This window comes from Paenibacillus violae (genome assembly GCF_032461945.1).
GTDB lineage: Bacteria > Bacillota > Bacilli > Paenibacillales > NBRC-103111 > Paenibacillus_E > Paenibacillus_E violae.
The window spans coordinates 1,279,908-1,296,182 of record NZ_JAWCUD010000001.1 but is presented as its reverse complement, the minus strand read 5'-3'; the positions used below and the strand labels follow the sequence as shown (position 1 = coordinate 1,296,182).

General features: G+C 45.7%; 14 protein-coding genes. 4 read left to right on the top strand and 10 right to left on the bottom strand.

The genetic code is table 11. The features are described from left to right. Positions 1-176 precede the first annotated feature (176 nt). The 6 genes from RQP52_RS05845 to cdaS all read right to left on the bottom strand — a co-directional run bounded on the left by RQP52_RS05845 (position 177) and on the right by cdaS (position 7,315). Positions 177-1,457, bottom strand: a complete 1,281-nt coding sequence (locus RQP52_RS05845) for an L-cysteine desulfidase family protein (RefSeq protein WP_315950029.1) — start codon at positions 1,455-1,457, stop codon at positions 177-179. Between the two features lie 114 nt (positions 1,458-1,571). Beyond that, positions 1,572-2,798: an MFS transporter gene (locus RQP52_RS05840; RefSeq protein ID WP_315950028.1), complete on the bottom strand. Its 1,227-nt coding sequence runs from the start codon at positions 2,796-2,798 to the stop codon at positions 1,572-1,574. Between the two features lie 18 nt (positions 2,799-2,816). Continuing rightward, on the bottom strand, positions 2,817-3,281 hold the full coding sequence (locus RQP52_RS05835; protein ID WP_315950026.1) for a GNAT family N-acetyltransferase: 465 nt from the start codon (positions 3,279-3,281) through the stop codon (positions 2,817-2,819). A gap of 12 nt (positions 3,282-3,293) precedes the next feature. Then, complete coding sequence (locus RQP52_RS05830) at positions 3,294-4,403, bottom strand: DNA alkylation repair protein (protein ID WP_315950024.1); 1,110 nt, start codon at positions 4,401-4,403, stop codon at positions 3,294-3,296. A gap of 203 nt (positions 4,404-4,606) precedes the next feature. Then, a complete protein-coding gene (locus RQP52_RS05825; RefSeq protein ID WP_315950022.1) occupies positions 4,607-6,349 on the bottom strand; it encodes a methyl-accepting chemotaxis protein in 1,743 nt (580 codons plus the stop codon). Positions 6,350-6,691: 342 nt separating this feature from the next. Further along, the gene (cdaS, locus tag RQP52_RS05820; protein WP_315950021.1) at positions 6,692-7,315 is read right to left on the bottom strand and encodes a sporulation-specific diadenylate cyclase CdaS; all 624 of its coding nucleotides are present in this window, start codon (positions 7,313-7,315) and stop codon (positions 6,692-6,694) included. Positions 7,316-7,478: 163 nt separating this feature from the next. Between cdaS and RQP52_RS05815 the strand changes: the two genes are divergently transcribed. Further along, the gene (locus RQP52_RS05815; protein ID WP_315950019.1) at positions 7,479-8,735 is read left to right on the top strand and encodes a glycosyl hydrolase family 18 protein; all 1,257 of its coding nucleotides are present in this window, start codon (positions 7,479-7,481) and stop codon (positions 8,733-8,735) included. Here the strand turns inward: RQP52_RS05815 and RQP52_RS05810 are convergent. The 4 genes from RQP52_RS05810 to RQP52_RS05795 all read right to left on the bottom strand — a co-directional run bounded on the left by RQP52_RS05810 (position 8,732) and on the right by RQP52_RS05795 (position 12,666). Then, positions 8,732-9,703, bottom strand: coding sequence for an NAD(P)-dependent alcohol dehydrogenase (locus tag RQP52_RS05810; protein ID WP_315950018.1), 972 nt, complete (start codon positions 9,701-9,703; stop codon positions 8,732-8,734). The genes RQP52_RS05815 and RQP52_RS05810 overlap by 4 nt on opposite strands. Positions 9,704-9,917: 214 nt before the next feature. After that, the gene (locus RQP52_RS05805; RefSeq protein WP_315950017.1) at positions 9,918-10,760 is read right to left on the bottom strand and encodes an RMD1 family protein; all 843 of its coding nucleotides are present in this window, start codon (positions 10,758-10,760) and stop codon (positions 9,918-9,920) included. A gap of 92 nt (positions 10,761-10,852) precedes the next feature. Continuing rightward, entirely contained in the window at positions 10,853-11,941 is a 1,089-nt protein-coding gene (locus tag RQP52_RS05800; protein ID WP_315950015.1) for an AbrB family transcriptional regulator, read from the bottom strand. After that, positions 11,938-12,666 carry an MBL fold metallo-hydrolase gene (locus RQP52_RS05795; protein ID WP_315950013.1) on the bottom strand — a complete coding sequence of 243 codons (729 nt, stop codon included), beginning with the start codon at positions 12,664-12,666 and terminating at the stop codon, positions 11,938-11,940. The genes RQP52_RS05800 and RQP52_RS05795 overlap by 4 nt, the downstream gene beginning before the upstream one ends. A 171-nt stretch (positions 12,667-12,837) precedes the next feature. Between RQP52_RS05795 and RQP52_RS05790 the strand changes: the two genes are divergently transcribed. The 3 genes from RQP52_RS05790 (at position 12,838) to shc (ending at position 16,216) form a co-directional block, all read left to right on the top strand. Further along, positions 12,838-13,722 (top strand): TetR/AcrR family transcriptional regulator, encoded by an 885-nt coding sequence (locus RQP52_RS05790; protein ID WP_315950012.1) that lies wholly within the window; start codon positions 12,838-12,840, stop codon positions 13,720-13,722. A gap of 214 nt (positions 13,723-13,936) precedes the next feature. Further along, positions 13,937-14,158 carry a PspC domain-containing protein gene (locus RQP52_RS05785; RefSeq protein WP_315950011.1) on the top strand — a complete coding sequence of 74 codons (222 nt, stop codon included), beginning with the start codon at positions 13,937-13,939 and terminating at the stop codon, positions 14,156-14,158. A 174-nt stretch (positions 14,159-14,332) separates the two neighbouring features. Next, complete coding sequence (shc, locus tag RQP52_RS05780) at positions 14,333-16,216, top strand: squalene--hopene cyclase (RefSeq protein WP_315950010.1); 1,884 nt, start codon at positions 14,333-14,335, stop codon at positions 16,214-16,216. Positions 16,217-16,275 lie beyond the last annotated feature (59 nt).

Sequence of the window (16,275 nt, the reverse complement as noted above, 5' to 3'; positions counted from 1 at the left end):
GGGTGTTGATCCGACTCAAGATGTCGCCATACACGCTCTACGAATAGAGACCAGCTTCAAGCTGTACCTATACACTTCGGGAGATCATCCTGATAAAGGTCGCAAAAAAAGGACTTGAGGCTTAATCCCCAAGTCCTTACCGTTAAAAACATACAATATAAGCCGATCCTAATTGCTTATAATTCTTTATTTAACATCATTTCGAGAACAAGTTTATCCATCTCCGATGTTGCCTCATTCCCGATCCGACAGAAGTTATCGATAGTCTTCTCGGCGTCATTTTCAATGAATCCATTGGTCGAGGATATGGACTTCCCTTTTGACGCCAGAAGCGCAGATTGTACCGCCGCGCTTGTGCAAGTCGCAACTTTCATAGCGCAGCCGCCCTTCGCCCCATCGCACATCATCCCGGTCACATTGCCAAGCATGTTCTGGATTGCAGCCCGGATCTCGGGTTTCCCTCCGCCAAGCAGATAGGTTATTCCGCAGCTAGCGCCCGTACCCGATACGGTCACTCCGCATAACGCGGATAATCGCCCAAACTTCGATTTGATATGAATCGTAACCAAATGGCTAAGCGCAACCGCGCGAATGAGTTGCTCCTCAGAGGCGCCGAGTCTTTCTGCAGCCGCGATGACAGGATTCGTCGCGGCAATCCCTTGATTGCCGCTTCCTGAATTCGCCATGACAGGCATCGTGGAACCAGCCATACGAGCATCCGAACCTGCTGCCGCGAGCGCCATCGCATGGGAAATGAGATCATCTGATAAAATTCCTCGCTGCACGTTTTCTTTTATCGTCTTCCCGACCTCAAGTCCGTACGAATGTGTTAAGCCGTCTAAACCTGCCTTGCGATTCAATTCTATGCTTTGTTTGACCAAACTGAGCTCTTCAAGTTCAACAGAATTCACGAAATCAACAATCGAATCGATCGTTAGCGAATTCCGGTCCTCCTTAGAGCTCTTAAAGCTCGCGTTTGCACAGCCTCCAGTATCCACGATCTTCCCATCGACTTCTATCAACGTAATATTCGTATGGTTATCTGTAATGACAACCTTTGCGTACCTTTGCTCGGCTTCAATCTTGACTTCAATGTATAGTTTGGTTGGTGTATCAGCGAGATGAACCACAGAAATACCCTCATCCACCATTGTCCGAGCCTCGGAAATGGCGGCTGGATCAATATCGGCGAGTACTTCTAATTGTTTCTCCGCATTGCCGGCAATCGCCCCTAGCGCAGCTACAAAGTCGATCCCTGTCTGACCCGTGCCGGGTATGCCGACGGCTAATGCATTCTTTATGATGCCTGCACTAGCATACACCGTAATTTTGTCTATTGGACCATTAATATAAGTCCTTGCCTTGGCTGCTGCTAACGCAATCGCAACTGGCTCTGTACAGCCAAGCGCAACAACAAGTTCATTTCTAAGTATGTGAATGAATATTTCCGACTTCAAGATGTACCCCCCTAGCCCCGAAAGGTACAATGACCTTTTGAATGATGACTAAAATATACTATAATTGCTTCATTTCGTACAACTCTCTATTATTGGGTAAAGCAGCAATTTCGCTTAACCTTCAACCGTTTCTCGAATGACGGGCTGCCGTACGTCCACAGACTTTTGTTTGGCCAAAATCAAGGTTAAGATACCACTTGCAATTGTAAGGACGGCCAATGTTAATAGATAAGTTGAAATCCCGAACCAATCCAGACATGCACCCGTCGCAAGCAGCGCAACCTGAAACATTACGCGATCAAGCATGCCTCGAAATGAGAAAAAACGGCCTTGCACGTCTTGCGGGACTTTGATTTGAAAAAGAGTCGATACCATTGGAAAGAAAAAAGCGACGGCACAGCCGAATAGAACAAAAGAACCAAGCACGGCAGAGGTATTCTCGCTAAAGGACATGCCAGCAAATGAAATCGCAAATAGTAACATAAATAGTGTAGAGCTGGTTACCAGATTTCGCTTTCCGATCACCCGTTTGGCAAATAAACCTACGATTAAAATGCTCATACCTTCAATGGAATAAATCCATCCCATCAGTTCCGGCTTATGTTGGACTTGACTAAATTTAAGGACAAGCAAATTGAAACCACCCAAGAACAAAGTGATAATACCGCTATTGATAAGTGCTATAAGGACAGCAGGCTCTTGTCGGATGAACGGAAACAGCTCGGAGAAGCGGATTTTCTCCTTCTTTTTAACAATCGTAGAATCCGTAATATTTGTAATCTTCAACTGCGTAATGAGCAGAACTAGAATCGCGTAAAATACAAGCGACAATGCGTACACCGTGTATAAATTCATGACGGCGACCAGAATGCCCGCGACAGCTGTACCGCCAATCCTTGCTATTGTAGTCACGTTGAAATTAACGGTATTCGCCTTCAGCAGATCGGATGCTGAAACGACTGCTGGCAGTGCTGCTTGCACGGTTGGCATATAGACTGTCGCGGCTAACTGCATAATGACCACTGACAATAACATGATTGCGACAGATTGGTAATATAAAGCAGCGAACATACAAATCGGAGCAAGACAACGAACGATCCCTGATATGAGCAGGATTTTTTTCTTATCATAGCGGTCGGCCCAAACGCCTGCTTGCGGTGAAATGAGCACACCAAGAAATAACCCGCACATCAGGATTAAACTTTTGCCTAAATCAGATGGAACGTGGCTTTGCATGAATTGCAAATTGGCAATGATGCTAGTCCAGATGCCTCCGCCTTGGATGGCTTCACCAATCATCAAAATGATAAACGCACGATTTCGAAACAAAGAAGAATTCATTCCTAATCTCCAGTCCATTCAATATTCGTTAGTCACATTTAATACTAGGAAGTGCGTATGATGATCCGAATCCGAGTTCATGGAAAAACCGAGTGAACGATAAAAAACATCAGCTTGATGGTTATCCGTTTTTAGCACAAGGAGGTGATAACTTTTTCTCGCTTCCGCAATGACAGACGCCAGTAACATTCGCCCAATTCCAAATCTGCGCACACTTGGCATGACATAAAGCCGTCGAACACGGCCGACATCTGCGCCATTGGCGTAATGATCCCGGTTCAATCCGCAGACCCCGACAATATCACTGCCCAGTTTGGCAATGAAAAGAGCTTCTCCATCTTGATCAAATTGATTACTCCCATTCGCATACTCGTTCATCAATCTGCCCAGATGGCGAAATCCTTCACGAGCACTCTCTTCTGCCAAAGGCAACAATAATTGAGTATCCAGAATCTCAACTTTTTGGATGTGAAAATGACTCATGGAATCAACTCCCTAGCTCCCCAACGTTAGATTTAAAGAGGTCTCTGCGACTTCCTTTCCGTTCACGAGTAAAACTATTCGATGCTTGCCAGGGTAATGCCGGCGGGTCGTCAGATCGGCCCATCGATGTGTTCTAGCAGCTGCAAGCCGTGTTCCTCCAGGTACAGTCTTATCCGACAGGAGAAACAACTTCCGCGAATGTTTCCCTCCTGATTTCACAAAATCAATTCCGTATTCGATACGCAGATGAACGGGTTCACCCAGCCGTACGTGAACTTCGTAGCGAAGTTCACAATTCTCGCCAATCATCAGCTCGTTCGGCTCAGCCATAAGCACCGCGTAATCCGCAATGGGATCGTCATCCCGCGACACCGCATATCCAAACAGGGCTAGCACCTCCGGAGTCGCTTGGCGAATCAAAGTTCTGCAGCCGTGCCTCACGATCCAATCCGTATCCGGATTGACCCCCTTCCAACGCGCAGCTGTCTCCAGAACGATCGCCGGATGATCCTTCGCAATATCGTTCAAATTATTAGCGACACTTTTGCGAACATAGAGCGACGAATCGGCTTTCAGCTTCTCCAAAATGCCCAGTACCGGCGCAGGATCCTGCTTAAACATCGGCAGCGATTGTCCCCAAGGAAGACGCGGACGGCATCCTTCACTAGCGAGCCTGCGTACATGCTCATTCGGATGATCTGCCCAAACGGACATCTGCCGTATCATGCGTTCGGGATCATGCAAAATAAACGGCCGCACAGCAAACTCAGCGGAAGATCTTGTTGTGAATCTTTCCAATGCTTGCATAGACAGCTCCCAATGCTCGCCGTTTTGACCGTATACTTCCACAAAATCAGGAAAAAACAAATAAGGAAAGCCAATACAAGTATCTTCAATTGCATATAAAATGGCCAACGCCTCGCTAAAAGAAGGCGGCAGATGCTCGCCGAGCGTTAGCGTAATTTTCCTCATCCTTTGTTTCAAAGCTAAATCTACCCAGTCAGCATGCATAACCTTCTCCACGAACGATTCCTCGTCGAATGGTGGGTAGGCGCTGTGAACTTTTTTGGCGAATTCCTGGAGAAACGCTTGATTGTACATATCTTTAAATGCGTCTGCCATTTCTGTTAGTCCTCCGTCTCCGTATCAACTACCATGAACTTATATAGCATAGCACAGTAAAGCTGACAACAGTACGTCATATTTACCGAAGGTTGAATAATTTATTGCACTGTTAGCAAAAAAACGAACTATGCGTCCTTCCGAATAAAACCCCACAAACCGCAAGGGTTTGTGGGGTTTGTGGGGTTTCCATGTGTATGGGACTAAGCGATACGGAATCGAGCCAGGATCTGCTGCAGTTCTTCTGCCATCTCCGATAAGGATTGTGCTGCGACTCTCACTTCCCCTGTAGTCTCAAGCTGATTTACAGCGGAAGTTGACACGTCCTGGGAAGAGTCCGCTGTTTTCTTAGCGATGGAAGCAACTTGTTGGACAGATGCCGTAATCTCTTGCGCACCAGCCGACATTTGTTCGGAAGTTGCGGCCATTTCCTGAATTTGTGACGCCACAAGTGTAGTAGACTGCAAAATTTCACCGAAGTTTTGCTCCGTTTTCTGCACGAGCTCAATGCCTGTTTGAACTTCATTTTTGACTTGACTGAGAGCATCGCCCGAATCATGTACGGTTGTTTGAATTTCACTCAGCAACGCGGAAATCTCACCTGAAAATTGTCCGGATTGCTCGGCTAGCTTGCGTACTTCAGAAGCTACGACGGCAAAGCCGCGTCCCTGCTCACCAGCTCTGGCTGCTTCAATCGCAGCATTAAGTGCCAGAAGATTCGTTTGCTGGGCAATATCCTGAATAGCTTGTAAAATATGCCCGATCTCTTGCGATTTTCTCTCCAACATTGACATTACTTGATCTGTTTGAGTAACAGATTCATGAATGGATTCCATTTGCTGAACAGTGTTCTGCACATAGGTTCCACCGGCTTCTGCCTGCTGTTTGGTCCATTCGATCGACTCCGCAATCGTAGAAGCACTTTCGGCCATCCGATATATTCCGCTGCCCACTTCTTCCATCGAGCGCGAAGTTTCTTCCATCGATAGCGTCTGTTGATCCGCCCCTGTAGCCACTTCTTTCACCGTCTGAGTGATGTGATTGGATACTTCCTGCATATCAATAGAGCTGATACGAAGTTGTTCTGCAGAAGAAGCAACGCTTTGCGCATGTCCATTCACAGCTTCGATCATACTTCTCATATGCTCCGTCATTTGTGCAAACGAAGCGCTGAGATCTCCGATTTCATCCTTCTGTTTCAAAGCTGTATAGCTCACAGAAAGATCCCCTTCCGATATACGTCTTGCCGCTGCACTCATCGTCGTGATCGGTTTGGAGACGTGACGAGCAATCAGGAACGAGATAACTAAACCTAAGACGATTGCAAAAATACTAAGAACCGTATTCCACTTAATACCATCCTGATAAGAATGCTCTACCTCCGTTGCCCATCCTTCCGCATTTTCCTGAATGCGTTTGGTGAACATTTCTATTAGCAACGAGCAGCTTCCCAAGTTACTATCCGCAACCTGGATAAGAGCCAGACCTTCAGCGCCGTGTTTTTGCGCAGCTTCCAGCGTAGAAGGAAAAACCGTAGCGTACTGCGTCCATTGCTCTTTGAATACTTTAAGCATCTGGATATCTTTCTCATCCTGGAAAGTCCCATCCAGAAGATTGATTTTCTTTTCAATATCATTAAATAAGGTTTGAGCTCTCTCTGCAGGAGTCGTTGTTGCCTCTTCCTCTAACATGCCCGTACCACTTAAGTTTTGCTTCGTCTTATCCTCCATATTAAATTGAATGCGGAGAATTTGATCGTCGAGACTTTTCAAATCATAGTTCAAATTGCCCAGTAAGATAACGGAAGGAAGTCCTTTATCCGTCGTTAGTTTAGCGGTGTCACCCATCGATTTCATCCGCATTTGAGACGTAATACTGATTGTCGTAAGAAGCACTAAAACAATGACAAAGCTAAAAAGAAGTTTCTTGTACAGCGTGAGTTTCATTCTGCCAGCCTCCGAAGTTTCTCTTATTGTTGTAAGGGGTCATGTTTTCCCTTTTTTTTACAGGATAAATTATCCTATGTTTAATTTCGGCGAAACAAGTCGAATTTTTTATAGCTAATTTAAAATAAGTATGAATTCCGTTGATTCACAGCGTTTTTTCGGCCATGAAAAAGACTGCCGAGAATCAATCCTCGACAGCCTTTTAGGCCTATATTCCGATGTCTATTACTCTATTAATCCAGGTTTCCGCAAAATTTTTTTGGGTACTAACAGCTACTTCTTCTCTTGTTATATATGCCTCGGGATCTAGTGAATTAACGCCTCTACAACTGACAAACAAATCTAAACAATAATATCCGACATGATGATCGGATGCAGTTGGCCCTGGTAGGCAAATGAAGTTTGACCGGTTTCTTCCGAAACAACCAGAGCCAAAGCATCTGTTCGTTCCGTAATGCCAATTGCCGCCCGATGCCGCGTACCTAATTTTTTATTTTCTACGATAGTGGCTGATAAGGGAAGGACATTCGCTGCTGAAACGATTTGATCATAACTAATGAACACAGCCCCATCATGCAAGGGATTGCCAGGGTAAAAGATCGATTCGAGTAAGGAATACGATACTTTGGCTCCTACTTGAATGCCATTATGAAGATGTTCCCCGATAGGATCGTTTCGTTGGATGACAATCAACGCACCATGGCGGCGTTTCGACAAATGATCAACGGCAATAGACAGGTCCAAATATTGGATGGAGAAAGCTGACAAATAACATTGCATGTAAAAGGAAGCGGCAATGGATTCAACTCTCCTGAACCTTTCTTGAATCGCCTCTAAATCGCTTAGCATGCAGTGATTTTCATTATCTATGATTTGTAAGCTATGATGGAGCGCATCAGAAATTTCTTGGATGTGCTTTTTGAGCTGTTCTTTCATTGGGGATTCATCGCATCGGATCTGATTCAACTCGTACACCTCTGGTTACCGTATTACTTATTATGATTCCCAGTTTTGAAAAGATCATCAATTATCAATATTGCCGTTTTAAAGCTCTATTTTGTTCTTAAACATGCTGGAAACGGAATACCTATAAAAAAATTGTTGTTATTCGGTCAGGGGGCTGATCCCTTTGTTTATTTATACGGTCAAATCTGGCGATTCACTTTATACAATTTCCAGAAAATATCAAGTATCGCTTGATACGATACGCTCCGTAAACGGATTAAATGAAGCTGATCTCGTACCAGGTCAAGCACTCATCATGGCGACGACGACCTACATTGTTCAACAAGGTGACACTCTTTCCTCTATCGCGAGCATCAGCTATGTTCCCTCACAACTTCTGAAAACCGCCAATGGTCTGGAAAGCGATGCCTTGACTGTCGGAATGCGGTTAACCTTACCGACTCGGCCCAAGTATTTGGAGGAAGGGCTAAGCTATATTTTACCTAGTACGCCGGAACAAATTCAGAAAACAGTTCAAAACTTCGCAAACCTGAATACATACTTTGGTGTTTTTGAATATCATATTACGGCTGACGGCAATCTGAGCGAACTGCCTTATGATGATCTTGTGATTAAAGTTTCTCGTGATCACCTTGTAGCGCCTCTTGCTACAATAACAAATTTAACGCCAGGAGGGTTCAGCTCCGACATAACGAAACAATTGCTGCAGTCTCCGGAACTTCGAAACCGTTTAATCGATAACATCTATACCTTACTGAAAACGAAAAATTACACTGGAGTCAATGTCGATTTCGAGCGAATTAGAGCAGATGAACGCGACTTGTATTCCGGTTTTTTGAGAGCCTTGAATGAGAGAATAAAGCCAGATGGCTATTATACTTCCGTAGCGGTACCCGTAAAAAGGTCCGATCTTGACCATCCCGGGTATGATTATGGGGGGATTGCTAGCTCTGTTAACTTCGTATTTATTATGGCCTATGATTTCCATGAAGCGCATTCAGGACCTGGGCCTGTTGGCCCGATCGATGAAATTAGAAAAACGGTTGAATATGCACTCCAACACATGCCTCGTCATAAAATTATTCTTGGTGTCCCGCGGTATGGTTTTGACTGGACCATGGAGGGGAATGTCCCCCTAACGGCCAAAGCCGTTTCCGTAAAATCAGCAACAGATACCGCTATTAGGTATGAGGTGAATATTCAATACTCCGAGCAGTATCAGCAGCCGTATTTTGGCTATTGGGATGAGCAAGGACGCAGACATATCGTCTGGTTTGAGGATGCGCGGGCACGGGCAGCGAAATGTCAGTTGGTCATTGACTACCAGCTTCTCGGCATTGGTGCGTGGCAGCTTGGCTTGAATTTCCCTCAATCCGCCTATCTAATCATGCACTTTTTCAGGAACAGAAGAGTTGTTTAATCCACTACACGGATCACAACTTTTCCTTTGACATGACCATCTCCCAAATGCTGAAGAGCTTCAGCGAGATCTCGTAATGGATAGTACTTATCTATAATGGGTGTAACGGCTCCAGCCTCAACAAGTCTACCCAATTCCTTTTGATCATGTTGATTTGGCTTATGGATTAATATGCCCATGTTCTTCTTCTCCGTCATTGAAATCCAGGGTCCCAGGCAAATAACCTGAAAAATTCGAGACATAGAGCCTCCTACCATAACATACGTTCCTGATGGGCTTAATGCACGTTTGTAATCGAAAATTGATCGATTTCCTACGACATCAAGAATTAAATCATACTGCTGTCCGTTTTTTGTAAAATCTTTCGTTGTGTAGTCAATAACCTGGTCTGCGCCAAGCGATGTAAGCATATCCAATTTCATGCCGCTATCGACAGCTGCTACTTCCGCCCCGATTGATTTGGCATATTGTATAGCGATCGTTCCTACTCCTCCACCTGCCCCATTGACAAGAATTTTCTGCCCCTTCTGAATCTTTCCTTTATCACGGAGGCCTTGTAAAGCAAGGACTCCCGCCTGTGGGAGAGCTGCGGCTTGATCGAATGACATAAGCGGTGGTTTGTGTGACAAAACGTCTTCACGAACAGAAACAAACTCCGCGAATCCGCCCCAACCACTGCCTGATATGTCCCCGAACACCTCATCGCCAGGTTGAAACTGTTTGACTTCTCGTCCCACCGCTTCTACGATCCCAGCAATGTCAGCTCCGAGAATGCTGTATTTTGGCTTTAAAATCCCCCCAAGGCGTACCATATAGGGTATTCCTCGCATAAGATCCCAATCCCATGAATTGACGGACGCGGCATGAACGCGGACTAGGACTTCATTGTCTTTGGGGGTTGGTTTTTCTACTTCAACAAGGTTAAGAACGTCTTTGGTTCCGTATTTCGTATAGACCATTGCTTTCATTCTCATACCTCCAACGAGATCCCTATCATGGTTGATCTTATCATGTCCCGACTAAAAATATGTCAATATTTTTCAATAAAATTGCGTACTCTAGTTTCCACCGAAAGCACTAATCAGAGAGCAAGGCCGCATTTGCCAAAGCAAAATAAAAAAGCCTGAAGGAAATGAATATTTCCTTAGGCTTTTTTATCACTCCAGACTCGCTCATCCCTACCTAATGGGAAGGAAGCCAGCCTACAATTTGTAATACCGTTAACGCGACTTCGATAACAATTAGAATCACGACAATCCACTCTACGAATAACCCTCGGATGGAATGACTGATATTGGAAAATCCCTCAAGGATGTGATACAAAATGTCTGTTTTGCTTTTCAAAATTTTATAGCGATCATTCAGTTCAAAGAAATCCATCATCCCATCATAAAATTCACTGGCCGTGCTATTCGTCCAAGTTAGATCAGGTTTATCCAAAATCATGATGTAGGCAAGTGTGTTGTACTCATGGCGCACGATTTTGGCTGTGGTTCTCGCCAATTCTTTATTGCCCACGCGAAGCTTCCCTTTCTCTAATCGATCGATCATTCCTTCAAGACCATCATGAATATCACCAAGTTGTTCCTCAATTTTCTCCAGAGCTACGGATTTGGCAAGCACTGTGGAGATGAGTTCAGGGTAAAAGGACTGGTACTCGGCAACTATTACATACTTGTCTGTCAACTCCATGCTCTCGATTTCCTCAATATGCAGACTGTAATCGTCCATATATCGATCCACATGCTGAAGCTCCAGATCAGCCTCAAAGGTTTGGATAAATTTCAAAAAAGCTGTAATTTCATCCTTGTTTTTGTGATTAACAAATACAACACTTCCAAATGAAAATACCAATACTTGTTGTAAGGAATCCGTTTCTTTCTGAAGGATCGAGGATAAAAGATCACCCCTGAGGATTAACGGTTGTTCCCACGTGTATTTTTTGGGAATGTTACAATGAATTGCGATTTTGTTTAAATCAATTTCATTTGTGACTGCCAGAGCTCTGAAAGTAATATCTTTCATGTTCACCACTCATCTGCTAAAAAAAGTTATGCTAACTAGTCTTGACAGAATAAGGTGGCTTCAATCCTGTGCGGAACCTGTATTTTCCAATTTTAGCTTCTAGGTACCGGCTCATTCCCTACTTTATCCCTTGGCTGCAAGTATTTAAAGGCAAGCCTCAGAAGCGGCGGAACCGCGAAGTAAATGAACCAGGTCCGGAATATTTGGTAGCAGGTGACAATCGCAATATCCGCATGAACCTCTTTGGCCATGATTCCCATTTGATCCATGCCTCCAGGTGCCATAGCCAAAAAAGCAGTCGCTGCCGAAACGTCATGCATATTAGAGAGCATTAGGCTTAAACCTAACGAGCCCAAGATGAGCACACAGCCGCTTATGATCGCGAGCCCAATGATACGTACTTTATGTGTTAAACTCTCCGGACGAAGGAGCAAACCAACGTACGTGCCTATTAATAGTTGCGAAACGTCTAGAAGACCGGACGGCAGGGCTGGACCTGATACACCGGAAAGATGAAGCACGGCTGTGGCGATCATTGGCCCCAGCAAAAAAGCCGATGGAAAACGAATCTTTTTCGCCATCACCGCACATATCACACAAACAATAGCGAACAAGAAAATATTCGGGAAAAGATCACTCCAAAGCGCACTTACTCCTGCAATCTGCTCTATGGCAGATCGATCCCCGCCAAACAATGGGCTAAATATAAGAAGCGGTACGCAGAAAATAATGATCATCAACCGAGACACTTGGAGGAACGTCATCACGGTGAGATCAATGCCTTTCGTATCCTCTGCAAGGATGATCATCTGCGACAATCCTCCTGGAATACTCCCCATCAACACCGTCGGCAGGTCCAAGCCCGATACCTTGGATATGCAATAGGCGATTAGCGCGCTGAAAAGCAGCAGCAAAACGGTCATTAAAATCATGCTGGGCAGCTGCTTTCCCATCTCTTGCAATGTGTTTACCGTGAATGTTAAGCCTATAGAATAGCCTATAATAATCAGTGCCGTATCACGCAAATAACTAGGCCAAAGCGGCTTTACCTTTTTCAAAAAACGAGCTCCCAAGAATGCAAACAGCATCGGTCCCAAGAGCCACGGTAAGGGAGAATGAATGAGCGTGAATAACGTTCCTCCTACAAGCGACAAAGCAAGTGTGACGATGAAACGAATCACGGCTGCTCAGTCAATTCGGCAATCCGTTTATTCACTTCACCTTGGAAATACCCGCCATGATAACAGATAACGTTCACGATATCGAAGGCTAGCAGCTTCTTAAGCGATCTTAGTGCTTCTTCCATATCAGGCGTAACAGCTGCCCGCGGCCCCATTAATTCGCCATTTTCGACGACTATGGCATCTCCGGCAATCAGCGTTTTGCTCGCATGATGATATAAACAGACATGCCCGGGCGTATGTCCCGGCGTATGAATGACGGTTAGGCCGCCTGCAATCGGCAGCGTCTCTCCATCTGCGATCGTGCTCTCCACGTTGGGGTGTGACGGATACAGAAAAGTCTGCTCGAATTGGTTACGGATCACTTCCGGCAGCTGAGCCAGGAGCGCAGTCAGCCTCTCCGGGCTCACCTTGATCATCGGTTTCTCCCCATTGATGACGTCTTTGTCGTCTTCATGGGCATACACGATTGGAGATTCGTCTTCAGCCGCGAGAAACTCGGGCAGTCCACCTACATGATCGATATCCTGATGTGTCAAAATAATGGAACGCAGCGGGACATTCAAGACCCCTGCTTGCTTCGCTAACTCCCGGATCGCAGGAGCAGAACCGGGCATACCAGTATCGATTAATACCCAGGACTCCTTGTCATAAAGTATCGTCGGATGAATCGTCATAGGTCCCAGATTTAAGGACAACATATCAATGCCTTCTGCTATTCTCATGTGATTGCCGATACCTTAACCTCTATCAATCTTAAGGCAAGATCTCGGCCACCTCCTCTTATTCAAGTCTAAAACCAATGAGTTCATTATAGAACTCGATAGTTTTATCGTCAATGAGAAACATTGACGTTCCTCTTGACTCATGTCAAGATAGGGGGTGGAGGGATCGCGATGGTAGACTCGAAAAAAGACAAAATCCTCAATACAGCCATCGAGCTGTTCCGATCGAAAGGTTACAGCGCTGCATCCATGCAGGATATCGCTGAAGCTTGCGGTATGGCTAAAGCCAGCATCTATAAATTTTTTGCTACTAAAGAAGAATTGTTTACAGCCGCTTTCGTCGCATGCCATCAGACATTGTTAGATCAAGCAGCAGCACTTGATCGTGGAGCTGCTCAATTGAGCCTGACTCCCAAAGAGAAGCTGCGGCGGAAGATCGAATTCCAGCTGCAATATACGGTCGAGAATCACCTGTTCATGATTGACTTCCGAGAACTCCCCATTACAACCAATGAACAATTCATCGCGGCATGGAAACGGAAGAAAACCGCGTTGCATACTTGGCGCCGCGAACTGTTAATCGAAACATACGGCAAACAGATTGAGCCCTACATTTGGGATATTGTTGCCATTTTCCGAGGCATTCATATTGAATACTTAGCTTATGTCCAGCAGAAAGTGATTGCCTTACCGATGTCCGAGTTGGCGTCTTTCATCGTGGATCGCTTGGATGCCTTAATCGACGATTTCATTCGTACAGCACCGAAGCCCATCATTGTTGAAAGCAACACACATTTCAACTATTTGAATCCGAGTGATTCTCCTGCCCGTCAGACGACGATTGAGCAGTTGATTTCGCTAATGATCGTCAAGATCAGCGAACTGTCAAAGTCGGAAGAAGTGCGCGAGGAGCTTCAGAAGGTTACCGTAATGTTACAAGAGGAATGCGTTCGCCAAACTCCTAATCCAACACTCATCAAGGTGTTTACCTCTTATCTTGATGTCGTTCCGGAACTACGGCCCCATCTTCGCCAGCTCAACTATCTCCTAACTTAATCGGCATAGCCCATCAATAATGAAAACGAACCCCGCGATTACTGACTAAATTGCGGGGTTCTTGGCTTTCGTAGTGGCTCTTCCCCGCCTTAGGTCCGGCTTCAAAAACCGTCATAGGTCCGTTTTCGCAGTACCTTGCAAGAGTTACAATAAAGACATGAAAACGAAACAATGACATGCCATAGATCGCAAAATGGAGAGGAGCCATATACACATGAACAAATTATTCCGTTCTAGAACAGACAGCAAATTAACAGGTCTATGCGGAGGACTAGCAGAATGGCTTGGTTTAAATGCAACGATGATTCGCTTGTTAGTCATCATCGCCGCCTTGTTCAGTTTCGGTACTGTAGCCCTTATCTATATGATTGGATGCCTGCTTGTCCCTAAAGCGCCGCAAAGCCACTACGATTTTACACCTCCATATCACAACTAATGGTCTACACAAGTAAAACGTCAGTGAAAACTGGCGTTTTTTCTTGTTTCACGAACAACGGAGTTAACAATTCCGCCATACTACATGAGTATTGGATTTTTTAGATTAAAATGTTGCGTTGTTCATATCATGTAAAGATCCATCTTATGACTTGAAGCGGCAGGAGGACTGCAAATGCCTATTTGGAGTGAAGTGAATGAGGAAATTCGCCGCATGAGCGCTAGGCTCGAACACTGGCAGCAGCAAGACGGTTCTTGGCGATTTTGCTTTGAAAATAGTCTGTTAACCGACGCCTACATGATTATCGTCCTTCGGACACTGGAAGTTCCTCAGGAGGCGCTAATCAAACAATTGCATGATCGTATCGCTGCTGAACAACAACCCAATGGAGCATGGAAAGTCTATCAGGATGAAGCGGATGGACATTTGGATACGACCGTAAATGCCTATTTTGCTCTTTTGTACTCGGGCTACAGCCAAAAAACAGACGAACCCATGATGAAAGCTGCGCGTTTTATCACTTCAAAAGGCGGGATCAGGCAAGTGAAAACCTTTCTAACGAAGGTATTCTTGGCAACCGCAGGACAATATCCATGGCCATCCTCGATAGTGATTCCGCTTGAATTTCTGCTGCTGCCGATGACCTCTCCCGTCAACTTTTTTGATTTCTCCGGCTTTGCCCGCGTTCACTTTGCACCGGTCTTAATCATGGCCGACCTCAAATTTGTTAAAAAAAATGCGGCTACTCCTGACTTATCGGATCTGACTCTCCCAGTCCGTAAGGATTCTCAGTCACCCCGCGGTTTTCAAGAGCTGCTGAATGAAGTTCATTCCGGCATTAAACAGCTAACCAGTCTTCCCCAGCAGCTGCATAAACGAGCAGTTCGATATGCAGAAACCTATATGCTGGAACGTATCGAAGCAGATGGGACACTTTATAGCTATGCGACGTGTACGCTGCTGATGATCTTATCCTTGTTAGCGTTGGGCTATGACAAGAATCACCCTACGATTACCGCTGCGCTGAGCGGACTCTACTCCATGCTATGGAACATAAACGGAAAGGTTCATCTCCAAAACTCACCGTCGACAGTCTGGGATACAGCCTTACTTGCCGCGGCGCTCCAGCAAGCGGGAACTTCACCCGATCATCCTTCGATCGCAAAAGCAGTCCATTATTTGCACCGTTTGCAGCAAACCAAATTAGGAGATTGGAGATTTCATGTCGCTCATCCAGTACCCGGTGGTTGGGGTTTCTCCGAATCGAATACGATTAACCCAGACGTGGACGATACCACAGCAGCTTTGCGGGCTATACATGCAACCGCGCAGCGAACTCCTGAATACCAAGACGTATGGAACCGCGGGTTGAACTGGGTTCTGTCCATGCAGAATAAAGATGGCGGTTGGCCTGCTTTCGAAAGAGGAGTTACCAACAAACTGCTGACGCTGGTCCCGATTGACGGCGCCTCCGCAGCTGCGATTGATCCGTCCACTGCGGATCTAACCGGAAGGACATTGGAATTCCTTGGCGCAACAGCTGGCTTGGACATCCGTCAAACTTTCGTGCACAGAGGTGTGGATTGGTTATTCTCGAATCAAGAGGCAGATGGTTCGTGGTATGGCCGATGGGGAGTTTGCTACATCTATGGCACATGGGCTGCTTTGACAGGGCTAATGGCTGTTCAAACGGAACCCGATCACCCTGCAGTGCGAAAAGCCGTCGATTGGCTGCTAAGCATCCAAAACGAAGACGGCGGCTGGGGCGAATCCTGCAGCAGCGATAGCTCCAAACACTACATACCACTCGGTGCCAGCACGCCCTCCCAAACCGCTTGGGCGCTCGATGCGCTTATCGCGGTATGTGATGAACCTCTACCTGCCATTCACAAGGGCATGCGGCAATTGCTCCTGCTGCTGCACAAGGATGACTGGACGACGCGGTATCCAACAGGAGCAGGGCTGCCGGGCAGCTTTTATTCCCATTATCACAGTTATCGATATATTTGGCCCTTATTCACGCTGAGTAACTACAAGAAGAAATATGAGAATATGTAAAATGAACAATACACGACATGCTTACGTCAAATCCAAGGCAACTTTGCTATACGAAGGAG